22 protein-coding genes and 3 pseudogenes are annotated in these 25,917 nt (G+C 72.9%); 16 read left to right on the top strand and 9 right to left on the bottom strand.

Annotated features, from left to right (window positions below; genetic code table 11):
- Positions 1-4 precede the first annotated feature (4 nt).
- Positions 5-1,168, top strand: a complete 1,164-nt coding sequence (qcrA, locus tag L1857_RS28430) for a cytochrome bc1 complex Rieske iron-sulfur subunit (protein WP_094004341.1) — start codon at positions 5-7, stop codon at positions 1,166-1,168.
- A complete protein-coding gene (qcrB, locus tag L1857_RS28425) occupies positions 1,165-2,835 on the top strand; it encodes a cytochrome bc1 complex cytochrome b subunit (RefSeq protein ID WP_094004342.1) in 1,671 nt (556 codons plus the stop codon). The genes qcrA and qcrB overlap by 4 nt, the downstream gene beginning before the upstream one ends.
- A 59-nt stretch (positions 2,836-2,894) precedes the next feature.
- Here qcrB and L1857_RS28420 read toward each other — a convergent pair whose 3' ends face one another.
- Together L1857_RS28420 and L1857_RS28415 are read right to left on the bottom strand one after the other, a co-directional pair.
- A complete protein-coding gene (locus L1857_RS28420; protein ID WP_094004343.1) occupies positions 2,895-3,182 on the bottom strand; it encodes an Lrp/AsnC family transcriptional regulator in 288 nt (95 codons plus the stop codon).
- A 54-nt stretch (positions 3,183-3,236) separates the two neighbouring features.
- Positions 3,237-4,946, bottom strand: coding sequence for a DEDD exonuclease domain-containing protein (locus tag L1857_RS28415; RefSeq protein WP_249466801.1), 1,710 nt, complete (start codon positions 4,944-4,946; stop codon positions 3,237-3,239).
- A gap of 84 nt (positions 4,947-5,030) precedes the next feature.
- On the opposite strand from L1857_RS28415, the gene L1857_RS28410 reads away from it, so the two are divergent.
- The 4 genes from L1857_RS28410 to L1857_RS28395 all read left to right on the top strand — a co-directional run bounded on the left by L1857_RS28410 (position 5,031) and on the right by L1857_RS28395 (position 10,101).
- Positions 5,031-6,401: an NYN domain-containing protein gene (locus tag L1857_RS28410; protein ID WP_167481493.1), complete on the top strand. Its 1,371-nt coding sequence runs from the start codon at positions 5,031-5,033 to the stop codon at positions 6,399-6,401.
- A gap of 135 nt (positions 6,402-6,536) precedes the next feature.
- Complete coding sequence (locus L1857_RS28405; protein WP_094004345.1) at positions 6,537-6,767, top strand: hypothetical protein; 231 nt, start codon at positions 6,537-6,539, stop codon at positions 6,765-6,767.
- Positions 6,768-7,776: 1,009 nt separating this feature from the next.
- Entirely contained in the window at positions 7,777-8,832 is a 1,056-nt protein-coding gene (locus L1857_RS28400) for a C40 family peptidase (protein WP_249466798.1), read from the top strand.
- Between the two features lie 114 nt (positions 8,833-8,946).
- Entirely contained in the window at positions 8,947-10,101 is a 1,155-nt protein-coding gene (locus tag L1857_RS28395; RefSeq protein ID WP_094004347.1) for a glycosyltransferase family 4 protein, read from the top strand.
- 240 nt (positions 10,102-10,341) lie between these two features.
- Here L1857_RS28395 and L1857_RS28390 read toward each other — a convergent pair whose 3' ends face one another.
- Positions 10,342-10,965 (bottom strand): nucleoside/nucleotide kinase family protein, encoded by a 624-nt coding sequence (locus L1857_RS28390; RefSeq protein ID WP_094004348.1) that lies wholly within the window; start codon positions 10,963-10,965, stop codon positions 10,342-10,344.
- Positions 10,966-11,027: 62 nt separating this feature from the next.
- Between L1857_RS28390 and L1857_RS28385 the strand changes: the two are divergent.
- Both L1857_RS28385 and L1857_RS28380 read left to right on the top strand, forming a co-directional pair.
- A pseudogene (locus L1857_RS28385) lies at positions 11,028-11,434 on the top strand (SRPBCC family protein).
- A gap of 71 nt (positions 11,435-11,505) precedes the next feature.
- Positions 11,506-12,726, top strand: coding sequence for a cytochrome P450 family protein (locus tag L1857_RS28380; RefSeq protein WP_094004349.1), 1,221 nt, complete (start codon positions 11,506-11,508; stop codon positions 12,724-12,726).
- 4 nt (positions 12,727-12,730) lie between these two features.
- Here the strand turns inward: L1857_RS28380 and L1857_RS28375 are convergent, their stop codons facing one another.
- Complete coding sequence (locus L1857_RS28375; protein WP_116114909.1) at positions 12,731-13,129, bottom strand: hypothetical protein; 399 nt, start codon at positions 13,127-13,129, stop codon at positions 12,731-12,733.
- 88 nt (positions 13,130-13,217) lie between these two features.
- Here L1857_RS28375 and L1857_RS28370 point away from each other — a divergent pair, with 88 nt between their 5' ends.
- The 4 genes from L1857_RS28370 to L1857_RS28355 all read left to right on the top strand — a co-directional run bounded on the left by L1857_RS28370 (position 13,218) and on the right by L1857_RS28355 (position 18,124).
- Positions 13,218-13,844 carry a MerR family transcriptional regulator gene (locus L1857_RS28370; RefSeq protein WP_094004350.1) on the top strand — a complete coding sequence of 209 codons (627 nt, stop codon included), beginning with the start codon at positions 13,218-13,220 and terminating at the stop codon, positions 13,842-13,844.
- 484 nt (positions 13,845-14,328) lie between these two features.
- Positions 14,329-16,641, top strand: a complete 2,313-nt coding sequence (locus tag L1857_RS28365) for a SulP family inorganic anion transporter (RefSeq protein WP_116114899.1) — start codon at positions 14,329-14,331, stop codon at positions 16,639-16,641.
- A 50-nt stretch (positions 16,642-16,691) separates the two neighbouring features.
- Positions 16,692-17,408 (top strand): dethiobiotin synthase, encoded by a 717-nt coding sequence (bioD, locus tag L1857_RS28360; RefSeq protein ID WP_249466795.1) that lies wholly within the window; start codon positions 16,692-16,694, stop codon positions 17,406-17,408.
- Positions 17,409-17,527: 119 nt separating this feature from the next.
- On the top strand, positions 17,528-18,124 hold the full coding sequence (locus tag L1857_RS28355; protein ID WP_094004353.1) for a DUF2567 domain-containing protein: 597 nt from the start codon (positions 17,528-17,530) through the stop codon (positions 18,122-18,124).
- A gap of 52 nt (positions 18,125-18,176) precedes the next feature.
- Here L1857_RS28355 and L1857_RS28350 read toward each other — a convergent pair whose 3' ends face one another.
- The 3 genes from L1857_RS28350 to L1857_RS28340 all read right to left on the bottom strand — a co-directional run bounded on the left by L1857_RS28350 (position 18,177) and on the right by L1857_RS28340 (position 20,067).
- The gene (locus tag L1857_RS28350; protein ID WP_094004354.1) at positions 18,177-18,437 is read right to left on the bottom strand and encodes a WhiB family transcriptional regulator; all 261 of its coding nucleotides are present in this window, start codon (positions 18,435-18,437) and stop codon (positions 18,177-18,179) included.
- 244 nt (positions 18,438-18,681) lie between these two features.
- Positions 18,682-19,395 (bottom strand): LON peptidase substrate-binding domain-containing protein, encoded by a 714-nt coding sequence (locus L1857_RS28345; RefSeq protein WP_094004355.1) that lies wholly within the window; start codon positions 19,393-19,395, stop codon positions 18,682-18,684.
- Positions 19,396-19,428: 33 nt separating this feature from the next.
- On the bottom strand, positions 19,429-20,067 hold the full coding sequence (locus L1857_RS28340) for an NUDIX hydrolase (protein WP_198958161.1): 639 nt from the start codon (positions 20,065-20,067) through the stop codon (positions 19,429-19,431).
- Between the two features lie 110 nt (positions 20,068-20,177).
- Here L1857_RS28340 and nadA point away from each other — a divergent pair, with 110 nt between their 5' ends.
- Genes nadA through nadC form a run of 3 tightly spaced genes read left to right on the top strand, consistent with a single transcriptional unit; the run spans position 20,178 to position 23,673 of the window.
- Positions 20,178-21,185, top strand: coding sequence for a quinolinate synthase NadA (nadA, locus tag L1857_RS28335; protein WP_094004357.1), 1,008 nt, complete (start codon positions 20,178-20,180; stop codon positions 21,183-21,185).
- The gene (locus L1857_RS28330) at positions 21,182-22,828 is read left to right on the top strand and encodes an L-aspartate oxidase (RefSeq protein ID WP_162831261.1); all 1,647 of its coding nucleotides are present in this window, start codon (positions 21,182-21,184) and stop codon (positions 22,826-22,828) included. The genes nadA and L1857_RS28330 overlap by 4 nt, the downstream gene beginning before the upstream one ends.
- A complete protein-coding gene (gene nadC, locus L1857_RS28325; RefSeq protein ID WP_249466792.1) occupies positions 22,825-23,673 on the top strand; it encodes a carboxylating nicotinate-nucleotide diphosphorylase in 849 nt (282 codons plus the stop codon). The genes L1857_RS28330 and nadC overlap by 4 nt, the downstream gene beginning before the upstream one ends.
- Positions 23,674-24,019: 346 nt before the next feature.
- Here the strand turns inward: nadC and L1857_RS28315 are convergent.
- Positions 24,020-24,286 (bottom strand): annotated as a pseudogene (locus tag L1857_RS28315) (TetR/AcrR family transcriptional regulator C-terminal domain-containing protein); the annotation flags it as partial.
- Between L1857_RS28315 and L1857_RS28310 the strand changes: the two are divergent.
- Positions 24,287-24,766: pseudogene (locus tag L1857_RS28310) on the top strand (FAD-dependent oxidoreductase); the annotation flags it as partial.
- A 7-nt stretch (positions 24,767-24,773) separates the two neighbouring features.
- On the opposite strand, the gene L1857_RS28305 reads toward L1857_RS28310, so the two are convergent.
- Entirely contained in the window at positions 24,774-25,841 is a 1,068-nt protein-coding gene (locus tag L1857_RS28305) for a dihydrofolate reductase family protein (RefSeq protein ID WP_116114913.1), read from the bottom strand.
- Positions 25,842-25,917: the final 76 nt, after the last annotated feature.

Here is a 25,917-nt window from a genome sequence, read left to right as displayed (position 1 = left end):
TAGCATGGAAGAGCACCCGGGCGCCGGGCGCGAGCCGGGGGTTCCCCAGCCTTCCGAGGCCGAACTGGCCGAGATGGACCGCGACCAGCTGGTGGAGCTGGGGACGAAGCTCGATGGCGTCGAGCTGGTCGACTACCCGGACCCGTGGCCGGTCAAGGGCACCCGCGCCGAGAAGCGCGCGGAGCGGGTCGTCGCGCTGTGGTTCACCATCGCGGCGCTGGCCGGTCTGGGCTTCCTGGTGACCATCTGCTGGCCGGAGTGGTGGGAGTACAAGGCTCCGGACACCGGCGAGTACGAGACGTACGCGCTCTACACGCCCGTGCTGGGCTTCACGCTCGGCCTGTCGATCCTCGCGCTGGGCATCGGCGTGCTGCTCTACACCAAGCGGTTCATCCCGAACGAGCTCGCGGTGCAGGAGCGGCACGACGGCGACGGCAAGGGTTCGGCCGAGATCGACCGCAAGACCATCGTCGCGCAGCTGGCCGACGCGGGTAACCGCAGCACCATCGGCCGCCGCTCCCTGGTCAAGCGCACCGCCGGCCTCGGCGCCGGTGTGATGGGCCTGGGCCTGGTCGCCCTGCCGGTCGCCTCGTTCATCAAGAACCCGTGGGCCGACCCCGATTCCCCGGACAACCTGGCCCACACGCCGTGGAAGCCGGCGCACCCGGGCGAGACCGTCTACCTGCGCCGCTACACCGGCAAGCCGCACGAGGTCGTCCTGCTGCGCCCGGAGGACCTGGACGCGGGCGGCATGGAGACCGTCTACCCGTTCCGGGAGAGCGAGCGCGGCGACCACGAGGCGCTGTCCGCGGTCTTCATGCGCACGGACACCCCGGTCATGCTGATCCGCCTGCGTCCCGAGGACGCCCAGCGGGTCGTCAAGCGCGCGGGCCAGGAGGACTTCAACTTCGGCGACTACTACGCCTACACGAAGATCTGCAGTCACGTCGGATGCCCGACCTCCCTGTACGAGCAGCGGACCAACCGGATCCTGTGCCCGTGCCACCAGTCGCAGTTCGACGCCCTGCAGTACGCCAAGCCCATCTTCGGCCCGGCGACCCGCGCGCTTGCGCAGTTGCCCATCACGGTCAACGATGAGGGGTACTTCGTGGCGCGCGGAGACTTCATCGAGCCGGTCGGCCCCGCCTATTGGGAGCGCAAGTCATGAGTTCACTCACCACGCCGACCCGGGGGTCCGGCGCCCTGGAGCGGCACGCCGGCGAGGCCGCGAACAACATGGACCAGCGGTACCGCCTGGCCAAGGGCCTGCGGCACCAGATGAACAAGGTCTTCCCGACCCACTGGTCGTTCCTGCTCGGCGAGATCGCGCTCTACAGCTTCATCGTCGTGATCATCACGGGCGTCTACCTGACCCTGTTCTTCGATCCGTCGATGACCGAGGTCGTCTACAACGGGCCGTTCAAGAACCTGCAGGGCGTCGAGATGTCCCGCGCGTTCCAGACGACCCTGGAGATCTCGTTCGAGGTCCGCGGCGGCCTGTTCGTCCGCCAGCTGCACCACTGGGCCGCGCTGGTGTTCGTCGCGGCCATGATGGTGCACATGTTCCGGATCTTCTTCACCGGAGCGTTCCGCAGGCCGCGTGAGGCCAACTGGGTCATCGGCGCGCTGCTGCTGATCCTGGGCATGTTCGAGGGCTTCTTCGGCTACTCGCTGCCGGACGACCTGCTGTCGGGTACCGGTATCCGCGCCACGATGTCGGGCATCGTGCTCTCGGTGCCGATCATGGGCACCTGGCTGCACTGGGCGTTGTTCGGCGGGGAGTTCCCCGGCGACGAGATCGTGCCGCGCTTGTACACGCTGCACATCTTGTTGATTCCGGGCATCATGCTCGCGCTGGTCGGGGTGCACCTGGCGCTGGTCTGGTACCAGAAACACACCCAGTTCCCCGGCGTGCGGCGCAAGGAGACCAACGTCGTCGGCGTCCGGATCATGCCGGTGTTCGCCGCGAAGGCCGGTGCCTTCTTCGTCATCGTCACCGGCATCCTGTCGATGATGTCGGGTCTCTTCCAGATCAACCCGATCTGGAACCTGGGCCCGTACAACCCGGGGCAGGTGTCCGCGGGCTCGCAGCCGGACTGGTACCTCGCCTGGGCCGACGGCCTGCTGCGCATCTTCCCGGCGTGGGAGCTCTACCTGGGCAACTACACGGTCCCGGCGGTGTTCTTCGCCGGTGCGCTCTGGATGCCGATCCTGTTCGCGCTGCTGATCGCCTACCCGTTCATCGAGCGGAAGCTGTCCGGCGACACCGCGCACCACAACCTCCTGCAGCGCCCGCGTGACGCACCGGTCCGCACCTCGATCGGCATGATGGCGCTGGCGTTCTTCATGGTGATCGAGCTGTCCGGGTTCAACGACATCATCGCGGACAAGTTCAACATCTCGCTGAACGCGACGACGTGGGCCGGCCGCATCGGCATCCTGGTGCTGCCGCCGCTGGCGTACTTCATCACCTACCGGATCTGCCTGGGCCTGCAGCGGTCCGACCGCGAGGTGCTGGAGCACGGCATCGAGACCGGCATCATCAAGCGCCTGCCCCATGGTGAGTTCATCGAGATCCACCAGCCGCTGGGCGGTGTGGACGACCACGGCCACGCCATCCCGCTGGAGTACCAGGGCGCGGCGGTGCCGAAGAAGATGAACAAGCTCGGCGCGGCCGGGCGCGCGGTGCCGGGCACGATGCTGGCGCCGGACCCGGTGGAGGAGACCGCGGCGCTCGACCGGGCCCGCGGCGACGGGCACGGCAACGGCCACGTCCCGGGCGAGCTGCCCGAGAAGGGCGAGGTCCCGGCGGGCTGGAAGACGCCGGACCACTAGTCCACGGTCACGAGAAGGGCCCCCGGAGCGATCCGGGGGCCCTTTCTCGTTTCGTCCGGTCAGTCGGCGTCCTCGATGCCGATCGCGAACGCGGACTCGGTGTCGGCGGTGGAGTAGGACCGGAACGCGATGTGCGTGTCGGTGTCGATCACGCCGGGCACCTTGCCGATCCGGGCCGGGATGAGGTCGGCGAGCTCCTCGTGGGCGTGCACGCGCACGATCGCGATCAGGTCGACGTCGCCGGCGCACGAGTACACCTCCGCCACGCCGTCGATGTCGGCGATCGCCTGCGCGGTCTCCGGGATGCTGTCCGCCACGGCATGGATCAGCACGATCGCGGTGATCACTCGCGTCCTCCTCGCATGAATTGGGTAGCGCGGCGATCGTAGCTCCCCGCGTCCCTACCCGGCCTGCTCGAGCGACACGGCGGTGGCGACCTGCTCCAGCCAGCCGCGCCACGGGCCGGCGCCGTGCGCGGGCTCCGACCACGGCACGGCGGTGCGCACCAGCCGCACACCGGGCCGGGTGAGCCAGCGCAGCAGGATCGAGGTCTCCTCGGGCGGCGCCCCGTAGAGGGGCCCGGGGCCCGGCTCGACCGTCTCCGCCGACGCCACCAGCTGCTCGACCACCGGCATCGGCGGCACACCCCGGCGGGCCACTCCGGCGGAGGCCAGCCTGCCGTGCCGGATCACCGCGAACTCCCACCCGCGGTTGCCGTCCGGGGCCGCGGCGACCAGTTCCGGGATGGCGGCCAGCGACGACAGCCGGTGGGCCCGGTCGACGGCGCGCACCAGCACGGCGAGCTCGTCCCGCCGCCGCGCGGCCTGCTCGAAGTGCTCGGCCCCGGCCAGCTCGTCCAGCTGGCGCCGAGCCGAGTCCAGGGGCCGGGTGCCGCGGCCGGCGACCAGGTCGGCGATCGCGTGCACGCCGGGGGAGTACTCCTCGACGCTCTGCCGTCCGGCGCACGGCGCCCCGCACCGGCCGAGCTCGGCGAGCGCGCACGGCCGGCCGGACGGCGAGTGCGCGGAGATCCGCTGGGTGCACGTGCGCAGACCGACGGCGCCGGCCAGGGCGTCCGCCGCGATCTTGGCCGTGACCTGTGAGGAGAACGGCCCGAGTGCGCCGTCCTTGGGCAGCCGCACCACGGACAGGCGCGGGAAGGCCTCGTCGGTCAGCACGATCCACCACGACTTGCGCGGGTTCTTCGACCGCCGGTTGTAGGCGGGCCGGTGCGCGGCGATCAGCCGCAGCTCCCGGACCTGGGCCTCCAGGGCGTGGCTGCACTCGATGCCGTCCACCCGCCCGGCGAGGGCGACCATCTCGCGGATCCGGCCGCGGCTGTCCGAACCGGTGAAGTACTGGCGCACGCGGCGCCGCAGGTTGCTCGCCGTGCCGACGTAGAGAACCTCGTCGCCCGGGCCGCGGAAGAGGTAGACGCCCGGGCGTTCCGGCAGGTGGGCAGCCAGGCCGCGCTTGCGCCGCTGGGCCGGCGTCACCTCGGGCAGGTAGTCGAGCAGCTCCTCCAGGGACTGCACGCCGACGTTGCCGACGCGCTCCAGCAGCGCGTGCAGCACGTGGACGGTGGCGCGGGCGTCCTCCAGCGCGCGGTGGTTCGGCGTCACCGGCGAGCCGAACAGGGCCGCCAGCGCGGACAGCCGGAAGCTGGGACTGTCCTGCCGGGTCAGCACGCGGCGCGCCAGCCGGACCGTGCACACCACGGCCGGCCTGGGCCACGCGTAGCCGTGGTGCAGGCAGGCCGCGCGCATGAACGACGTGTCGAACGGCGCGTTGTGCGCGACCAGCACGGCGCCGCTGGCGAACTCCAGGAACGCGGGCAGCACGCGGTCGATCTTCGGCGCGTCGTGCAGCATCGCCGAGGTGATGCCGGTCAGCGCGACGATCTGCGGCGGGATCGGCATCCCCGGGTCGACGAGGGTGGCGAACTCACCCAGCACCTCGCCGCCGCGGACCTTGACCGCGCCGATCTCGGTGATGCCGTGCGGGCCCGGCTTGGTCCCGGTGGTCTCCAGGTCGAACACCACGAAGGTGGTGTCCCGCAACGGCGTGCCGAGTTCGTCGAAGGTCAGTTGCGCGCGGTCCGCCAGGTGCATGATCGGCACCCTAGGGAGGGGGACCGACAATCCCGGATCACGGCACGACCGGTGATCGTTACCGAAGCGGACTACCCTGGATGGATGTTTCCCTCAGTGCACGCCGAAGAGCCCGAAGACCCCGGTCTCCGGGCCGCCGCGGCGAGCCCGCGCCCGGAGCCGGACGCCAGGTCCGTGAGCTGGCGCGATCTGCCCGAGCCGGTGCGCGGCCGGCTCGCCGAGCTGGCCGCCGAGGCACTGGGGAAGATCCCGCGCATCGACATCCCGCAGCAGCTGCGCCCGGTCGCGAAGTTCGCGCCGGCGAAGCGGGCCAAGCTGGGTGGTGCGGCGCTCCTCACAACGCTGGAGGACTCGACGGCGTTCCGCACCGCCGTCCTGGAGTGGGTGCGTGAGTACCGGCCGGACGCGCTCGACCCGAACGACCCCGATCCGGTGGCCGCCGCGGTGGCGGCCGTCCTGCTGGGCGAGGCCAGCGCGGCCACCCGGGTGCGGCTGGTGGTCAAGAACGCGGCGGAGACGGCGCTGCGCGCCGAGCGCGACGCCGCGGTGGCGCGCAGCCAGCGGCTGGAGGCGGAGCTGGCGCGGGTGCGGGAGGAGCTGACGCAGGCGCTGGAGGCTGTCGAGCGGGCCCGCCAGGAGCGCGAGGAGGAGCTGACCAAGCTCCGCAACCGCCTGCGGGAGCAGGGCACGCAGCTGCGGCAGGCCAAGGACGCCGCTGAGGAGGCGCGTGAGCTGCTGGCGCAGGCCGACGTGCGGCGGGAGCAGGAGGTGGCCGCGGTGACCGCTCAGCTGGAGCGTGAGCGCCAGCGGGCGGCCGCCGAGCGGGCCCGGGCCGAGCGGGCGGCGGCGGACGCGGAGATCGCCCGCCAGTCCGCGAAGGAGGCCCGGGAAGCCGACGAGGTGCGGTTGTCGCTGCTCGTGGACACGCTGCAGGGCGCGGTGTCCGGGTTGCGGCGGGAGCTGTCGCTGGACACCAGCTCGCGGCGGCCCGCGGACACGGTGCCGGGGGCGTCGTCGGGGACCGGGGCCGGGCGTCAGGTGCGGGATCCGGCGGTGCTGGACCGGCTGCTCGCGCTGCCCAGCGTCCACCTGATCGTCGACGGCTACAACGTGACCAAGACCGGTTATCCGGAGCTGGCGCTGGCCGACCAGCGCAACCGGCTGGTCCAGCAGCTCGGGGCGCTGGCGGCGCGGACCGGCGCGGAGATCACGGTGGTGTTCGACGGCGCCGAGGTGATGTCGGTGCCGACCGTGAGCGCCCGCGGGGTGCGCGTGCTGTTCTCCGACCCGGGCGTGATCGCGGACGACGTGATCCGGTCGCTCGTGGCGGCCGAGCCCCAGGGGCGGCCGCTGGTGGTGGCCTCGACGGACCGCGCGGTGGCCGACTCGGTGCGGCGATCGGGGGCGCACCCGGTGGCTTCGGCGGTGCTGCTGGCTCGTCTGGGACGGGTCTGAGGAATTTTTTCAGCGGAGTTTCCGCTGGTCAGCGGTTTGCTGGTGCACCGTTGGTCCATTCGTTCGATACGCGCGCCCGAAATTGTCGGTGGTCACTCGTACCGTGCACCTCAGTAGGAACCGAGGAGGCACACCATGAACGACAACACCGTGATCATCGAGTGCAACCGGTGCACGCTGCGGGGCCGCGCCTGCGGTGACTGCGTGCTGAGCGCCGTGGTCGACGCACCCCCGGTGGTCGAACTCGACAGCGAGGAGCTGGCCGCGGTCGAGCTGCTGGCGGACGCCGGCCTGGTACCCCCGCCCCGGACGATCTCCCGCGGGCGCCGCCCGCACGTACGGCTACCGGAGCGCCGCGCCGGCTGACGGTCACCCGCGCACGGAGCTGCGGCGAAGCCACTCGCGGCGCAGGTTTGCCGACGGGCCGCGCGATTCCGAGGGGCCGCAGGCGAGCGGACGCCCGGCGCCGGAGGGCGGTGCCGGGCCGAGCCGGGGGGCGACGTGCCGGGCCGAGCCGGGGGCCGGCGTGCCGGGCCGAGCCGGGGGCCGGCGTGCCGGGCCGAGCCGGGGGCCGGCGTGCCGGGCCGAGCCGGGGGCCGGCGTGCCGGGCCGAGCCGGGGGCCGGCGTGCCGGGCCGAGCCGGGGGCCGGCGTGCCGGGCCGAGCCGGGGGCGACGTGCCGGGCCGAGCCGGGGGCGACGTGCCGGGCCGAGCCGGGGGCGACGTGCCGGGCCGAGCCGGGGGCGACGTGCCGGGCCGGGCCGAGCCGGGGGCGACGTGCCGGGCCGGGCCGAGCCGGGGGCGACGTGCCGGGCCGAGCCGGAGGCGACGTGCCGGGCCACGCTGACAGCCCCGAAGCTCATAGCCGGCGCGCGGGCCGACGCACGAGCCGAAGGGTGCACCACCGGTTCAGCCCGTTCATCAACCCCCAACGCACGGGCGCAACGCGCCGAAGGAGACAAACGGTCGCTTCGAACGGCAAACGGTCAGTAGTTGTGCTCCGACAAACTGTTGCGCTGGTCACACCCACAGGGGAACTGCTGGTCCGAACGGGATCGGAGGTGGTTACGCAAAGTTTTTACCTGGTGCCTGGTGGACGCGAAGGCGGTGGTTTCGTAACCTAGCCGAGATCTCGCGCCCGGCAGCCGTCGCGCCCGCGGCGGCGACGCGAGATTGTCGCCGGAGCAGCTTGTCGGGGAGCTGTGCCGGACCCACGCATGAACCCAGATGCGCTACCCCTGCGTCTGGACATGCCGGGTTACCGCTGTAGACCGGTTCGGGTGCTTGTGTCCGCCCGCGCCGGTCCGTGTGGAGGGTCCCCCGGCCTCCGCGCGGCGGACCGGCGGCGACATGAGTGCAAAGGAGACACGCGCGGCGTGCAGTCGCAACCCATCAAGCGCGTGGTCGCAGGAGCCCTCGCCGCCGCCGCGGTACTCGCGGTCGGCGGTTTCCCCACGGCCCCGGCCGGCGCGGTCCCCCTCCCCACCCCCCAGCAGCCCACCAACTCGGCGGACGCACTGGCGCAGTACCGCCAGCTCGCCGCCCAGGCCGAGCAGCTGAACCAAGAGGCCATGCAGGCGCAGGCCGACCTCGACGCCAAGCAGGCCGATCTGGACCGGGCCAACGCCGACCTGGCGGCCGCCAACGCGGCCGGGCAGCAGGCGCTGGCCGCGAAGGAGCAGTACCAGGGCGTGGTCGACCAGTTCGCCGACGCCTCGTTCGTCGGCGGCGTGCAGTTCAACAAGCTGTCCGCGTTGCTGAACGGCACCTCGGCGCAGGACTTCCTGGAGCGCTCCTCCGCTCTGGAGGTGCTCGCCGACGAGAAGAACAAGGCGCTGGCCGACTACAACGCGGCGGTCCAGGCGGCTGCCAACGCCCAGGCCGCGGCAGCCGACGCCCAGACCCGCTCGCAGGCCGCCAAGGACGCGGCCGCGACGTTGCTGAACGACCTGCACGCGCGGCAGGCCGCCCTGCAGGCCCAGCTCGACCAGCTGGACCAGGTGCGTCAGCGGCTCACCACGTCCGAGCGGGCCGCGCAGAAGGACACCGGCGGCAACGCGCCGAACGTGCCTGCCCCGACGGCGGCCGCCCAGACGGCGATCGACGTCGCGCTGAGCAAGCTCGGCAGCCCGTACGGCTGGGGCGACACCGGTCCCAGCTCGTTCGACTGCTCCGGCCTGACCCTGTACGCCTACGGCAAGGCCGGCATCACCCTGCCGCGCACGAGCCAGTCACAGGCCTCGGCCGGGGTCGCGGTCTCGCGGGCCCAGCTGCAGCCCGGCGACCTGGTGTTCTTCGGCTCGCCGATTCACCACGTGGGCATCTACCTGGGCGACGGCAAGATGGTGCACGCCCCCGAGACCGGGGACGTCGTCAAGATCTCGCCGCTGCAGAACAACTACGTCTCGGCCCGCCGCGTCGCGGTGAGCTGAGGTCGCAGCACGACGAGGGGCGGCACCGGCCATGGCCGGTGCCGCCCCTTCGTCGTTCCGGGCGGCCCCGACAGGGCCGCGAACCCGCCCGTCCGCCCTAGTAGTCTCCAGCCCGTGCTTCGGACCCTGCTGGTGACCAACGACTTCCCGCCGCGGCCCGGGGGGATCCAGAACTACCTGAACTCCTTCGCGCGCCTGCTGCCGCCGGACCAGCTCGTCGTCTACGCACCCTCCTGGGACAAGCCCTCCGGCTCGCACCCCGAGTTCGACGCCGCCGCGCCGTTCGAGGTCGTCCGGCACCCCACGTCGCTCATGCTGCCCACCCCGGACGTGCTCCGCCGCGCCAAGGACATCCTGCGCGCGCACGACTGCCAGGCCGTCTGGTTCGGCGCCGCCGCCCCGCTGGCCCTGCTCGCCCAGCCGCTGCGGGCCGCGGGCGCGGACTGCGTCGTCGCGAGCACCCACGGGCACGAGGTCGGCTGGTCGATGCTGCCGCTGGCCCGCCAGGCGCTGCGCCGCATCGGCGACACGACCGACGTGATCACCTACGTCAGCAAGTACACCCGCGGCCGGTTCGCGTCGGCGTTCGGTCCGTCGGCCGGGCTCGAGCTGCTGCCGCCGGGCGTCGACCCGGATGTGTTCAAGCCGGACGACGCCGCCCGCGCCGAGATCCGCGCCCGGCACGGCCTCGGCGACCGGCCGACCGTCGTCTGCGTGTCCCGGCTCGTGCCGCGCAAGGGCCAGGACATGCTCATCCACGCCCTGCCGGAACTGCGCCGCCGGGTCCCGGACGTCGCACTCCTGCTGGTCGGCGGCGGTCCGTACCGGAAGTCCCTGGAACGGCTGGCCGACGCGCGGGGTGTCGCCGCCGACGTCGTCTTCACCGGCTCGGTGCCGTGGCCGGAGCTGCCCGCGCACTACGCCGCCGGCGACGTCTTCGCGATGCCCGCGCGCACTCGCGGCAAGGGCCTGGACGTGGAGGGCCTCGGCATCGTGTACCTGGAGGCCTCGGCGACGGGCCTGCCGGTCGTGGCGGGCAACTCGGGCGGCGCGCCGGAGACGGTGCTGGACGAGGTGACCGGCCACGTCGTCAACGGCCGCGACGTCCACCAGCTGGTCGAGACCCTCACCCCGCTGCTCACCGACCCCTCCCGCGCGCGCAAGATGGGCGCCGCCGGCCGGACCTGGGTGACCGAGCAGTGGCGGTGGGACCTGCTGGGTGCCCGCCTGCGCACGTTCCTGAGCGGCGAGCCGGTCACCACGACCTGACCGCTCGGGGCGCGGTTCGGCCGCGCTGTGCCGCGCGGCGTGGGCGGCCGAGTGGGAGGTGACTACCGGGCGGGCCTTGCGCCGCGTGGGGTGGTCGCCACTGGGCGAGCGGCGCACGGGCGGCAGAGTGTGGGCCGGTGGCTACCTGGCGAGCGTGGGGCGGTTGCGCGGGTTGTGGCCGGTCACCAGCCGGCGAGCTACGTGTCCGACCGAACTGGGCCGGTCGTCGCCCGGCGAGTGTCACGCCGCCCGCTCCAGCACCGCTGGGTGCCGGGGGTCGTCGGCGCGTACCACCACGTCCGCGGTCTCCGCGGGGCGCACCTCCTCCTCGTACCGCTCGAACGCCGGCAGCGCCCACTGCTCGTCCTCGGGCAGGCGGCGTCGCAGCGCTGCCGGGGACAGCTGCAGGTGCACGGTCAGCTCCAGCGGCAGGCCACGCCCCAGCAGCATCTCCCCGTCGACGATCAGCACCCCCGGCGGCGGCAGCGGCACCCGCTCCCGGCGCGTCGCCCGGTCGCGGGCCGCGTCCCACAGCGCGGGCAGCACCAAGCCGCTTCCGTTGCGCCCCAACGGGTCCAGCACCTCGCGCCGCAACGCGCCCTCGTCGAGCCACGACCAGTACCGGGAGTCCGGGTTCTCCTTCCCGTACTCGAAGCGCAGCGACGCCGGGCGCAGGAAATCCACGGTGGACACCCGCTGCACCGCGCGTCCGCCCACCCGCAGCGGGTCGACGAGCGCGTCGGCGAGCGTCGTGGTGCCGGCCGGGCCGTCCACGGCGACGCGCACCCACGGCGCGTCCAGCGCGAGCACCCGCTCGGCCAGTTCCCGGGCGAGGCGGTCGAAGGTGATGGGCCGGTACCGCACGATCTCCCATCGTGCCGCATGAACGTCCCGGAACTGTCGGTGCCTCCTGCCATCATGAGCTCATGACCAAGGAAGTGGGCCGGACCGCCGACGCGGGCTGGCAGATCGGCGTCTCGCGCACGTTGCCGTACCCGGCCACCGCCGTGTGGGAGTTCCTCACCAGCGACGCGGGCGCGGAGATCTGGCTCGGCGCCGCCGTGCCCGGGGGAAGGGGGAGCGCTACGAGACCGCCGACGGCACGGTCGGCGAGAGCCGCGGTTACCGCGAGCTCGACCGCATCCGCCTGACGTGGCGGCCGAAGGGCTGGGACCACGACTCGACGGTGCAGGTGAGGGTTTCCCCGTCGGGCAACGGGACCGTGGTCCGCTTCCACCAGGAGTGGCTGGCCGGCCCCGAGGAGCGCGCCGCGCAGCGGGAGCACTGGAAGGGAGTGGTGGACCGGCTCGCCGGGGCGCTCGCCGCCCGGTGAAGCGGGCACCATTCGCGCCCGCGGTCCGTTGACGCCTTGCCGGAGCACGAACGTCACTGGGAGGACCACGAATGCGCGTGGTGGACGAACCGATCAGGCTCGACGACGACATCATCCAGGACCCGCACGCCCTCTACCGCGCGTTGCGCGAGGAGGGGCCGGTGCGGCCCGCGATCATGCCCCGCGGGCTGCGGGTGTGGATGGTCTCGGGATACGCGGAGGCCAAGGCGCTGCTGGCGGACCCCCGCCTGAGCAAGGACGCCAACCGGGCGCAGGAGCTGTTCCAGGCCCGCTTGACCGCGACCGGCGGGACGGCGGGCACGGGCGAGCCGGACACCCTGCTGCGCCACCACATGCTCAACACCGACCCGCCGGACCACACGCGGCTGCGCAAGCTGGTCAACAAGGCCTTCACCGCGCGCACCGTCGCCCGGCTGCGGCCGCGCATCGAGCAGATCACCGACGAGCTGCTGGACGAAATGGCGACGCGGGACCGGGCCGACCTGCTCGACGCGTTCGCCTACCCGCTGCCGATCACGGTGATCTGCGAGCTGCTCGGCATCCCGGAGGCGGAGCGCGGCGAGTTCCGCGAGTGGTCGAACACGCTGCTCAACTCCGGCCCGCAGGAGAACTTCCACGACGCGGCCCGCTCGATGGCCGCCTACCTCACCGCGCTGGTCGACGCCAAGCGCACGGCCCCGACCCAGGACCTGCTGTCCGATCTGGTGCACGTGTCGGACGAGGGTGACCAGCTCTCGCCCGAGGAGCTGGTGGCGATGGCGTTCCTGCTGCTCGTCGCCGGGCACGAGACCACGGTCAACCTGATCGGCAACAGCGTGCTGGCGCTGCTGCGGCACCCGGACCAGCTCGCGGCCCTGCGCGCGGACCCGTCGCTGCTGCCGGGCGCGATCGAGGAGTTCCTGCGGTTCGAGGGGCCGATCAACATCGCGACCCTGCGGTTCACGGCCGAGCCGGTGCCGGTGGGCGACGTCGAGATCCCGGCCGACGAGTTCGTGCTGATCTCACTGGTGGGCGCCAACCGCGACGGCGCGCGGTTCCCCGACCCGGACCGCCTGGACGTGACCCGCCCGGCCGGTGGTCACCTGGCGTTCGGCCACGGCATCCACTACTGCGTCGGCGCGCCGCTGGCCCGGCTCGAGGCGGAGGTGGCGCTGGGCCGCCTGCTCGACCGCTTCCCCGCGATCGGGCTCGACGGCGAGCCGGGCGAGCTGCGGTGGCGGGAGAGCACGCTCGTGCACGGCTTGGACAGGCTCCCGGTCGTGCTCGGCTGACGGATCAGTGGTCGTGGCGGTGGCGGTAGACCACCACCGCCATGGCCAGGCCCATCAGGCCGTGGCCGATGCCCATCAGCGCCCCGCCGGAGATCACGCCGGCCCAGTACGGCACGAGCAGCACCGCGAACGGCACGTACATCCACGCGGTCATCTCGGCCACCGAGCCCCAGCCGTGCCGGCGGACCCGCATCCACGCGGCCATCGGCAGGGCCATCTCGGTCGCCATGATCATGGCGCGCCAGTCGGTGCGGTCCAGCACCGCGGACCAGCCGGCCGCGTCGAAACCCAGCCGGACGAGCGGCCCGAGGACGGCCATGCCCAGGCCCATGGCGATCCACATCTCGACGTAGTGCAGCACGGCCCGGCGGGTGGTGGCTGAGCGCAGGGACAGCGTCGTCATCGTCATCGCCTCCACAACGGATAGCTGTACTATCTTAAATGGGAAGTTACTCTACCCATGCGGGGTATGTCCAGAGGAGGAACACCGGATGCGGATGGCGGAGCTGAGCCGGGAGTCGGGTGTCCCGGTCGCGACGATCAAGTACTACCAGCGCGAGGGACTGCTCCCGCCCGGTGAGCTGACCAGCCCCAACCAGGCCCGTTACGGCGCGGCACACGTGCGGCGGCTGAAGCTGGTGCGTGCCCTGCTGGAGATCGGGGGCCTGTCGATCGCCGCGGTGGGGGAGGTGCTGGCGGCGATCGACGACTCCGGCACGTCGACGCACGGCATCCTCGGCCTGGCCCAGCACGGCCTGCCGATGGCGAAGCTGGAGGTGACGGCCGAGGACCGCGCGTGGGCGATGGGCCGGATCGGGGAGACGGCGCGGCGGCGGGGCTGGGACGTGCACCCCGAGTCGCCGGTGGTCGAGTCCCTGCTCGGCGTGCTGTGCGCGCTGCGTCAGGTCGGGCACGAGTGGGTGCTGGACGCGCTGGACCGTTACGCGGAGGCAGCGGACTCGGTCGCCGAAGCCGACGTCACGGCGGTGGCCCGGCTCGGCACGACCGAGGCGGTCGTGGAGGGCGCGGTGGTGGGCACCGTCCTGGGCGACGCGTTGTTCGCGGCGCTGCGGCGGATGGCGCACGCCCAGGTCTCGCGCCGGCAGTTCACGGGGTAGGCCGCCCGGGCGCCGGCCACGCCCAGGTGACCCCGGATGTGCTTGGCGTGGGCAAGGCGCTCACCGCCGGTCACCCCGCGCCGCCTGCTACAGGCGCGCGCGTGGTCCACCTCGGTCATGCTGCCGACGCCGCCAGGGCGGCGAGGCAGGTCGCGAGAGCGCTCCAGAGCCTGATAGCTGCCGCCGTGAATAATTCACCTAATCCAGTGTGAGCGGAGCCACTAGCGCCGCTGTTGATCACTCTTCGTCACTTTTTGCGACCCGGATCGATCGCGCCGGTGACGCGGGTCACGCGCACTGATGGCCGCGCGCCAATACGCCGTTACGCATCAGTCATGACCCTTTGTGAACAAAACGTGAGAACTTCTTTGCATACCGGACATCTCGGACGTTTTTCGGTATCTGTGGTGCTACAGGCCGTCACTGAGGCTGGCCTTTCCTCGGTTCATCCCCAAGTTCGGGAACCTGCGCACCGGAGGCGTGAATGATTGACAACTCTGCCCAGGAGCGTGAGCACGCTCCGCCCCGCTCGTGGCGGTCCGCGCTGGACAACCTCCGCCACGACGTGCCGGCCTCGCTGGTCGTCTTCCTCGTCGCGATCCCGCTGTCGCTGGGCATCGCACTGGCCTCCGGCGCGCCGATCGTCGCCGGCCTGATCGCCGCGATCGTCGGCGGTGTCGTGGCCGGCGCGCTCGGCGGGGCGCCGCTGCAGGTCAGCGGTCCCGCGGCCGGGCTCACCGTGATCGTGGCGGAGACCATCAACGAGTTCGGCTGGGCCGCCACCTGCGCCATCACCGTGCTGGCCGGCGCACTGCAGATCCTGCTCGGGCTGAGCCGGATCGCGCGTGCCGCGCTGGCCCTGTCCCCCGCCATCGTCCACGGCATGCTCGCCGGCATCGGCGTCACGATCGTGCTCTCGCAGCTCCCGATCGTCTTCGGCGGCACCGCGCAGAGCTCGCCGGTCGACAACCTGCTCGGGCTGCCCGCGCTGGTCCTCGACCCGCACGGAGCCGCCACCCTGATCGGGCTGGTCACCCTCGGCATCATGCTCGCGTGGGGCAAACTGCCCGCGGCGGTTCGCAAGGTCCCGGGCCCGCTGGCCGCGATCCTGATCGCCACCGTGCTGGCACTCGTCGCCGGCCTGAACGTGTCCCGTGTGGACGTTCCGGACAACGTGCTCGACCTCGGTTTCGTGCCGGAGTTCCCCGACGCCGGGTGGTTCGACTTCGGCGTCGCCGTCGTGACCATCGGGCTGGTCACGAGCGTGGCGACCCTGCTCTCCGCGGTGGCGGTGGACAAGATGCACACCGGCCCGCGGGCGAACCTCAACCGCGAGCTGGTCGGCCAGGGCGCGGCCAACATGGTGTCCGGCACGTTCGGCGGCCTGCCGGTCGCCGGCGTGATCGTGCGCAGCTCGACCAACGTGCAGAGCGGCGCCCGGACGCGCGTGTCCGCGATCCTGCACGGCCTGTGGATCCTCCTGTTCGTCGCCGTGCTCGCCGGTGTGCTGCGCAACATCCCGCTGGCCGCGCTCGCCGCGCTGCTGGTCCACGTCGGCGCCAAACTCGTCAATCCGGCGCAGATCCGAGAGCTCCGGCGGCACGGCGACCTGCCGGTCTACCTGATCACGCTGCTCGGCGTCGTGAGCATCGACCTGCTCACCGGTGTGCTGATCGGGATCGCCGCGTCCGCGCTGATCATGCTGCGCCGCCTGCTGTGGTCCGGCATCCACGTCGAACGCGACGGCGACAAGTGGCGCGTCGTCGTCGAGGGGGCGTTGTCCTCGCTCTCGATCCCGCGCCTGACCTCGGTGCTGGGCACCATCCCGCGCGGCGCGACGGTGACCCTCGAACTCGTCGTGGACTACCTCGACCACGCCGCGTTCGAGACCCTGTCGGAGTGGCAGCACTCCCACGAGGAGGCCGGCGGTCAGGTGATCGTCGACGAGATCGGGCACCCCTGGTTCGAACGGGGCAAGGCCGGTGAGCCGACCGTGCACAAGGCCAAGGCCCAGCGGATCGCGCCGCGCTGGTTCGCCCCCTGGTCGGAGTGGCAGCGCGCCCAGCAGGCGGATCCGGTCGAGGTCCCGCAGCAGCGGCAGGCGCGGGGGAGCTCGATGCGGCGCGGCATGCGCGAGTTCGAGCGGCGCACGTCGCAGCTGGTCCGCCCGATCCTGGGCAAGCTGGCCGACAGGCAGAACCCGGAGACGCTGTTCATCACCTGCGGCGACGCGCGGATCGTGCCGAACCTGATCACCAGCAGCGGGCCGGGTGACCTGTTCACCGTGCGCAACATCGGCAACCTGGTGCCCGACCACGCCACGTGCGCTGACGGGTCGGACGCGTCCATCGGCGCCGCCGTCGAGTACGCGGTCGGGGTGCTCAAGGTGCGCGAGATCGTGGTGTGCGGGCACTCGTCGTGCGGTGCGATGAAGGCACTGCTGAACGGTGCGCCGGAGGGCGCGCCGGCGTTGAAGTCCTGGCTCAAGCACGCCGAGCCGAGCCTGGCGCGGTCCGAGACGCACGCGCCGATCCGCGTCGGGGACTCCCTGCCCGCGTCCGAGGCCGACCAGCTGGCGCTGCACAACGTCCTGCAGCAGCTGGACCGGCTGCGGGAGTACCCGGTGATCGCGGCCGCCGAGGCCCGCGGCGAGGTCGACCTGGTCGGCATGTACTTCGAGGTCGGCGCCGCGAAGGTGCACCTCTACAACGCGGAGGCGGGGGCGTTCGTGTCCGCCACCGACGAGGTGGTGCCGGAGCGCGGGACCGCGGAGGGCAACCCGATGGTCACCCGGTAGCCACCCACCGGAAAGCCGGTCCGCCGGCGCCGGTATTAATGTCGGATCCCGTGAGCGTGCTGGTGGTGACCGGGACCGGAACCGGCGTCGGCAAGACCGCGGTGACCGCGGCCCTCGCCGCGCTCGCGCGTGCCGAGGGCCGCCGGGTGGCCGTGCTGAAACCCGCGCAGACCGGAGTCGGGCCGGAGGAGCCGGGCGACGTCGACGAGGTGACCCGCCTCGCCGGGGACGTCACGACCCGTGAGCTGCGCCGGTATCCCGACCCGCTCGCCCCCGAGGTGGCGGCGCGGCGCAGCGGGATCCCGCCCGTCCGGCCGGCGGAGGCCGCGCGGGCGGCGAGCGAGCTGGCCGAGAGCCACGACCTGGTGCTGGTCGAGGGCGCCGGGGGACTGCTGGTCCGCTTCGACGCCGAGGGCGCCACCCTGGCCGACGTCGCCTGGGCGCTGTCCGCTCCGCTGCTGGTGGTCGCCGAGGCCGGGCTCGGCACCCTCAACGCGACGGCCCTGACCGCCGAGGTCGCGACCGCGCGGGGGCTCAACGTGCTCGGCGTCGTCGTCGGGTCGTGGCCCGCGCAGCCGGACCTGGCCGCGCTGTGCAACGTCTCGGACCTGCCGGTAGCGGCCGGATCGCCGCTGCTCGGCGCCCTCCCCGAGGGGGCGGGTGGGCTGGGCCGCGACGCCTTCCTGGAGGTCGCCCGGGCCGGGTTGTCGCCGTGGTTCGGCGGCGACTTCGACGCCGAGCGGTTCGAGAAGGGCCTGTCCACCTGAGACGTGTCCGGCGTCGCATCGCGCCGTGATCGGGCGACGCGACCGACACGGTGCGTACACGAGTGGGGAGACCGGCTAATCTCGTTCCGGTGCGATCATCCGGGAACGAAAGGGGTGCGGTGGCCGACTCGTCGCCGGTGCAGGCCAGGCCGGGAGCCCCCGGCCCGGAGCTGTCCGCTGTGCTGTTCACCCGGCGGCCGCCGCGGCCGCGGGTGGTCGTGAAGGCCGATCTGCTGCCCGCGGTCAGCCTGTTGTCGCTGATCGGCGTGCTCGGTATCCCGCTGGGCTGGGTCTGGTCGCTGCTCGCGCCGCCCGAGCGGGTGCGCGTGTTCGACGGCGGCCAGCTGGTCCCGCTGCAGCTGGAGAGCTGGCACCGCTTCGACGACCTCGCGGTCTACGCGCTGCTCGGCCTCGGCGCCGGCGTGGTCACCGGGGTTGCCGTCTGGATGCTGCGGGAGCGGCGCGGGCCGGTGGTCATGATCGCCGCGGTGCTCGGTGGCCTGCTCGCCGCCTGGCTCGGCGTCCAGATGGGTGTGGCGTTCGCCAACAGCGCCTACGCGGTCACCACCACGCCGGACGTCGGTGACGTGATCGAGCGGGCGCCGCGCGTCGAGTCGATGTGGGTCCTGGTGGCCCAGCCGCTGGGCGCCGCGCTGGTCTACGGCCTGCTCGCGGGCTGGAACGGCCGCGACGACCTGGGCCGCAGGCTGGGCTAGGAACGCGAACGGCCGGGTTCCCCAGTACGGGAAACCCGGCCGCCGGCGTGTCTCAGGCCGCCTCGGCGCGACGGCGCGAGCGGATCAGGCTCCGCCGCTCGCCCTCGGTCGTGCCGCCGAAGATGCCGTTGTCGAGACCGGTGTCCAGTGCGTAGGCCAAGCATTCGGCGCGCACCGGACAGCTTGCGCACACCGCCTTGGCCCGTGCGACCTGCCGGGCGCCCGGGCCCATTTCGGACACGGGGAAGAACAGCTCAGGGTCCTCGTCCCGGCAGGCGGCACTCGTACGCCAGTCGATCACGTCGCGGCTCATGGCGTGCCGCCTCCTTCCATGCGTTTCGTTTTCAGCTGGCGCTCCAGGCACCAGCAAGGGCGATGAGCACGCAAAAGGGCCCATCTGGTTCTTGCCGCGGTATCTGGGGTTGCCACGCCGGGCTCGGATCAATCACCGGGATCCGAACGGGCTGGTGGCAGGGGCTGTTGCCAGCGCCGAAGGTCCAACGGTACCAGGAAGATCCATGTTCCCGGTTACCTGCGAAAACGTTGTGGCCAGCATCTCAGTTCAGGCTGGCGGGCAGCCCGAGCTGGATCAGCTCGGGCGGGGGAGCGGGCACGGCCCGCAGCTTCGTCAGGAAGCCGGCCTCGCGGCGCAGCATGCGGCTGACCATCCGCAGCCGGCGCAGCGGCTGGGTCTCCTCGAGCAGCTGCTGCCGGTCGGCCAGCGGCAGCAGGCAGTCGGCGGCGAGCAGGTAGGACAGCGGGCCCGGCCCGACCTCCGGCTCCGGGGCCGCCCACGCGTCGCGGTGCCAGGCCGCGTCGCAGTAGGCGGCGTGCGCCGACAGCGCCGCGTCGCGCAGGCCGGCCACCGCTCGCTCGGCCGCGGGCGGCACCGGGGTGTCGTCGACCCATTCGATGGTGCCGACCAGGTAGGGCGCGCGGCTGGTGTCGATGTCCAGGACGCGGAAGCGGCGCTCGCCGCGCGTGATGATGTCGAACCGCCCGTCGGGCAGCCGCTCGCTGTCCCCGAGCAGGGCCGCACAGCCGATGGGGTGGACGTGGTCGAGGTCCTCCACCTCGCGCACCGCGGAGGTCCGGATCGCGATGATCCCGAACCGGCGGTCCGGGACCGTGCCGGTGAGCAGGTCGACCGCGAGCTGCCGGTAGCGCGGCTCGAACAGGTGCAGCGGCAGCGTGGCGCCGGGCAGCAGGACGGTTTGCAGCGGGAACAGGGGGATGGTCTCTGTCGCTCGTTCCTGCCGCTCCGCATCCACGGCTACACGGTACGTCGATCCGGTGGTTCTCGCTCAACGTCGTTTGGGCGGCGGACGGAACACCGCGAAGGGGTCCGTCACCTGGATGCCCTTCCCCGGGAAGGAGAACAACGCGGCCGGCCGCCCCCCGCTGCGGCCCGGCGGCGCGGTGTGCCCGGTGGGGGAGAGCAGGCCGCGGCGGGACAGCACCCGCTGCAGGTTTGTGGCGTCGACCTTGTAGCCCAGCGCCGCCGAATACAGCTCGCGCAGGGCGGAGATGGTGAACTCGCGGGGGGCGAGCGCGAAACCGACGTTGGTGTAGGACAGCTTGGAGCGCAGCCGGTCGCGGGCGCGCAGCACGATGTCGCGGTGGTCGAACGCGGTGCGCGGCAGGTCGTCCACCGGGTGCCAGCGGGTGTCCTCCGGGACCTCGGGGTCGACGTCGGAGGGGACCAGGCCGAGGAACGCCGTGGCGACCACACGCGGGCCGGGCACCCGGTCCGGGGCGCTGAACACGGCCAGCTGCTCGACGTGGCTCAGCTGCCGGACGTCCACCTTCTCCGCGAGCTGGCGGCGGATCGAGGTCTCGACGTCCTCGTCCGGCCGCAGCCGCCCGCCGGGCAGCGACCAGCGCCCGACGTGCGGATCCAGCGCGCGGCGCCACAGCAGCACCTGCAGTGTGGCGTAACGCACCTGCAATACCGCCGCCAAAACCTCGTGTGCCAGGGGGGCGCTGCTGTTAATATGACTTCGCACGGTTTTCGATTGTAAGGCGAAAACCAGCGACTGGTCCAGGAGGGCCGATGACTGCAGCGACTGTGGACCTGACCCCGTACGGTGGCGTGGAGCCGGACGAGGCGTGGGCGGAAGAGGTGCGCAAGCTGGCGCGCGAGCGGGATGCCGTGCTGCTGGCGCACAACTACCAGGCTCCGGCGATCCAGGACATCGCCGACCACACCGGGGATTCCCTCGCGCTGTCCCGGATCGCCGCTGCGAGCGACGCGTCGACCATCGTGTTCTGCGGCGTGCACTTCATGGCCGAGACCGCGAAGATCCTGTCGCCCGAGAAGACGGTGCTGATCCCGGACGCGCGCGCCGGCTGCTCGCTCGCCGACTCCATCACCGGCGCCCAGCTGCGCGAGTGGAAGGCGCAGCACCCCGGCGCGGTCGTGGTGTCCTATGTGAACACCACCGCGGAGGTCAAGGCGGAGACGGACATCTGTTGCACGTCGTCCAACGCGGTCGACGTGGTGGCCTCGATCCCGGCCGACCGCGAGGTCCTGTTCTGCCCGGACCAGTTCCTCGGCGCGCACGTCAAGCGCAAGACCGGGCGCGACAACATGCACATCTGGGCGGGCGAGTGCCACGTGCACGCCGGGATCAACGGTCCCGAGCTGGCCGAGCGCGCCGCGGCGAACCCGGACGCGGACCTGTTCATCCACCCCGAGTGCGGCTGCGCCACCTCGGCGCTGTACCTGGCCGGCGAGGGCGCGGTGCCCGCGGACAAGGTGAAGATCCTGTCCACTGGGGACATGGTGCACGAAGCCCGTGCCACGAAGGCGAAGTCGGTGCTGGTGGCCACCGAGATCGGCATGCTGCACCAGCTGCGCAAGGCCGCGCCCGGCATCGACTTCCGCGCGGTGAACGACCGCGCGTCGTGCGCGTACATGAAGATGATCACCCCGGCCGCCCTGCTGCGCGCGCTGCGCGAGGGCGCCGACGAGGTGCACGTCGACCCGGAGACCGCCGCCCGGGCCCGCGCCTCGGTGCAGCGGATGATCGAGATCGGCCAGCCGGGCGGCGGCGAATGACCGGCCCGGTTATCGACGGTCAGACGAAAACTCCCTGCTGGGAGGCGCGTGCCGATCTGGTTGTGCTCGGCACCGGCGTGGCCGGCCTGACCGCGGCGATCCGCGCGCAGGAGCTCGGCCTGCGGGTGCTGGTGGTGACCAAGGCGGCGGTCGAGGACGGCAACACCCGCTGGGCCCAGGGCGGCGTCGCCGTGGTGCTGCCGGACCAGCACGACGAGGGTGACTCCGTCGCCCGGCACGTCGAGGACACGCTGATCGCCGGTGCCGGGCTGTGCGACGCCGACGCGGTCGCGGCGATCCTCGCCGGCGGCCCGCGCGCGGTGTCCTGGCTGCGGTCGGCCGGCGCGCGGTTCGATCCGGGCGCCGCGGGGCTGCTCGCGCGGGCTCGCGAGGGCGGGCACAGCGCGTTCCGCGTCATCCACGCGGGCGGCGACGCGACCGGGGCCGAGGTCGAGCGCACGCTCGTCGCCGAGGCCACCGGCCGCCGCCTGCCCGTGCTGGAGCGGCACATCGCGGTCGACGCGTTGCGCACGCCGCGCGGGGACGTGGCCGGGGTGACGGTGCTCGACCCGGAGGGCAGGCTGGGTGTGCTGCGCGCGCCCGGGGTGCTGCTCGCCACCGGCGGGATGGGCCAGCTCTACCAGGCCACGTCGAACCCGGAGATCGCCACCGGCGACGGGGTCGCGCTCGGCCTGCGGGCCGGGGCGATGGCCGCCGACCTGGAGTTCGTGCAGTTCCACCCGACCGTGCTGTACACGCCGGGCGCGCGCGGGCGGTGCCCGCTGGTCACCGAGGCCGTGCGCGGCGAGGGAGCGGTGCTGGTCGACGGCGCGGGCGCGTCGGTCATGCAGGGCGTGCACCCGCTGGGCGACCTGGCACCACGCGACGTGGTGTCCGGCGCGATCACGCGGCGGCTCCTCTCGGCGCCGGGCGGGATCGACGACCACGTGTTCCTCGACGCGACCGGCGTGCCCGGGTTCGCGAAGCGGTTCCCGACGGTCTTCGCGGCGTGCCGCGCGATCGGCGTCGACCCGGCGCGGGACCCGATCCCGGTGAGCCCGGCGGCGCACTTCGCGTGTGGCGGGATCGTGGCCGGGAGCGACGGCCGCACCGGGGTCGCCGGGCTGTACGCGGCTGGTGAGGTCGCGCGCACCGGGCTGCACGGCGCGAACCGGCTGGCGTCCAACAGCCTGCTGGAGGGGCTGGTCACCGGCGCCGCCGCGGCCGAGGCGGTGGCCGCGGATCTGGCCGCGGGCCTGCTGGGTGACCCGAAGCAGGCCGCGGCACCCGCGTGGGGGCGGGTGCGGATCGCCGAGCGGGACGCGGTGCAGCGCGCGATGAGCCGGTACGCGGCGATCGGGCGGGACGCCGAGGGGCTGGCCGTGGCCGGCTCCGTCCTGGACCTGTCCGCTTCGGACGGTCCACTGCGGACGCACGCCGACGTCGAGAACGCCTCGCTCACCCTGGTGGCGCAGGCGTTGCTGGCCGCGGCGGCGCGGCGCACCGAGTCACGCGGCTGCCACGTCCGCGGTGACTACCCCGAGCGGGACGACGTGACGTGGCAGCGCAGCCTGCTGATCAGGCTGAACCCGTCGGGCCAGCCGGTGCTGGCCGACCCCGTCTGCACGGAGGAAGTGGCATGACCCTGGACCTGGAGGACGCCCGCCGCGTCGTGGAGACCGCGCTGGCGGAGGACCTGCGGTACGGGCCGGACGCGACCACCGCCGCGACGGTGCCGGAGGGCGCGACCGCGACCGCGGAGATCACCCCGCGCGTGGACGGCACGCTCGCCGGGGTGCCGGTCGCGCTCGCGGTGTTCGACGCCGTGCTCGGCAGCGGTTACGAGGTGCTCGACCGGCTCGAGGACGGCAGCCCGCTCGTGGCGGGCAAGCCCGCGCTGGTCGTGCGCGGGCCGGTGCGCGGGCTGCTCACCGCCGAGCGGACGGCGCTGAACCTGCTGTGCCACCTGTCCGGTGTGGCCACGGCGACCGCGGCGTGGGTGTCCGCTGTGGACGGTACCGGCTGCGCGATTCGCGACTCCCGCAAGACGTTGCCCGGCTTGCGGTTGTTGGAGAAGTACGCGGTGCGGTGCGGCGGTGGCGTGAACCACCGGATGGGTCTCGGGGACGCGGTGCTGATCAAGGACAACCACGTGGTCGCCGCCGGTTCGGTCACCGCCGCGCTGGCCGCGGCCCGGGAGCACGCACCCGAGCTGGCGTGCGAGGTCGAGGTCGACACGCTGGACCAGCTGGACGAGGCGCTCGCCGCGGGCGCCGACGAGGTGCTGCTGGACAACTTCACGCCACAGTGGTGCGCGGAAGCCGTGCGCCGCAGGGACGAGCTGTCGCCGAAAACCCGGCTGGAGGCCTCCGGCGGTCTGCGGCTGGTGAACGCGCGGCCCTACGCCGAGACCGGGGTGGACTACCTGTCGGTCGGCGCGCTGACGCACTCCTCGCCCGCGCTCGACCTGGGGATGGATCTCCGCTGAACCTGTGCGCGGTCGCGGCCGGAGCGGGTGCTGCACGACAGCGTGCTGCAGGCGCTGGAGCGATGGCGATCCGGCCGTCGAGGTGGACCGGGTGCGCGTGCAGGCGGCGGGGCTGGGCACGCCGGGTGGTGGCGGCCAGGGACCGGCGACGGAGATGGCGCGGGAGGGGGCTGCGGGCGCGGCTGGCGCTGTCCGACCTGACCGGCGACGCCCGGACGGAGTCCCGGAGAACCGCAGTGCGCGACGCGGCCCGCGAGGCGCTGAAGCACGCGGGCACCCGGGAGGTCGTGATGCGCCTACTCGAAACCCGGACGCGGTTGACATTGTCGGTGCGCGCCAGCCCGCGTCACCGCGAGATGCGTGCTTCGATGCCGTCCAGGAGGAAGTCGAGGCCGGTTCGGAAGGTCTCGTCGGCGTCCAGGTGCGCGCCGTCGCGGACGACCGTGGCCAGCGCGGGGAACCGGCCGGTCGCCAGGGTCCGCTCCAGGTACGGCCCGTGGGCGGCCTGCCACTGCTGCTTGTCCATCCCGGTGGCCCGCTCGGCCCGCCGCTCGGCGATCTCCCGCCGCACCGCGCCGATCACGTACGCGTTGACCGCGGCGACCACCGGCACGGACGCGTGCGCGTCTACCTCAGCTTCCACCACACCGCCGAGGACTGGCCGGTGACCTGCGGGATCCCGCTGGACGACCCGGCCGCCGCCCGGGCCCGGCTGATCGAGGAGTTCGCCGGCTGGGACCCGCGGTTCACCGCCCTGATCGCCGCGTGCGACGACACGGTCCGGCTCCGGGCGATCAGCACGCTCCCGCTCGGCCTGACCTGGCCGTCGACGCCGGGCGTCACGCTGATCGGCGACGCCGCGCACCTGATGCCGCCGGTGGGGCAGGGCGCGAACATGGCGCTGCTAGACGGCGCTGTGCTCGGCCTCGCGCTGGCCGCGCACCCGGACGACTTTCCCGCCGCCGTGAAGGAATACGAGCACGAGATGTTCGAGCGCACCAGCGCGGCCGCCCGGCAGTCCGCGCGAATGCAGGACATGCTGGCCGCACCGGACGCGGCCCACCGGATGCTCGCGTTCTTCCGGCCGGACTGACGCCGTCCTACAACGGCAGGTGCGCGTTCGTCGCCTGCACCAGGTCCGCCAGCTCGGGCAGCTCCCGCACCTCGCGGCCCGCCGCGCGCAGTGTTTCCGCTCCCACGCAGTCCACGAACAGGTTCGGCTCCCGCCAGGCGAACACCACCCGCGGGATCCCGGCGTTCAGGATGTGCTGCGTGCACGACACCGGCCGCGACGCCCGCGAGCTGCACGGCTCCAGCGACGAGTAGATCGTCGCTCCGGTGAGGTCCGCGCCGCCCAGTTTGGCGATCGCCACCTCCTCCGCGTGGTCGTGCGGGTCGGTCTCGCCCGAGTACCCGGTGGCGAGCACCTCGTCGTCAGCCGAGACCACGATCGCGCCCACCCGGAACGTCGCCGACGGCGGGCAGTTCTCCGCCAGCGCGATCGCCTCCCGCAGCCTGCCGTGGTCGCGCGCCGCCTGCCCCAGGTGGTAGCGCATGAACACGACGTCGCCGATGCGGCGCGTCTCGGTCAGCCGCAGCCGGCCGGGCGGGAACCGGCCGGGGCCCACGAACCGCGGCGCCGCCGCCTCGCCCACGAACACCGGCGCGATCGCCAGGTGCAGCTCGTCCACCACGCCCGCGGTGAGGAACAGCGTGTGGATCGCCCCGCCGCCCTCGACCATCAGCCGCCCGACGCCGCGCCCGGCGAGGTCGGCCAGCACGTGCCGCAGGTCGAGCGGGTCCCCGCCGTCGGCCACCGTCGCCACCGCGCCGAGCCGCTCGCGCACCGATGGCACCGCCGCGGCCGAGGTGTACACCAGCTTCTCGACGTCGCCGGTGGTGAAGAAGTTCGCCGACGGGTCGAGGTCGCCGCTCTCGGTCATCGTGACCTTGACCGGGTTCCCGCGCCCGGACCGCACCAGCAGCCGCGGGTCGTCGGTGCGGATCGTGCCGGCCCCGACCAGGATCGCGTCCACGCTCGCGCGCACGTCGTCCACGCGCGCGAAGTCCTCCTCGTTGGACAGCAGGAGCCGCTGGTCGCTGGTGTCGTCGAGGTAGCCGTCCAGGGACACCGCCGCGGAGGCAAGGACGTAGGGGCGCGTGCTCACGTCCCGCAGTCTGCCACCGTCCCGCATGGCGGGCCGCTTTGACGGGCTCGGCTACTTTCGTGCACGGTGGAACGAA

It is taken from the genome of Amycolatopsis thermalba, assembly GCF_023376025.1.
Lineage (GTDB): Bacteria > Actinomycetota > Actinomycetes > Mycobacteriales > Pseudonocardiaceae > Amycolatopsis_E > Amycolatopsis_E thermalba.
The sequence above is the reverse complement of the archived record's forward strand: the minus strand, read 5'-3'. Positions and strand labels throughout refer to the sequence as shown.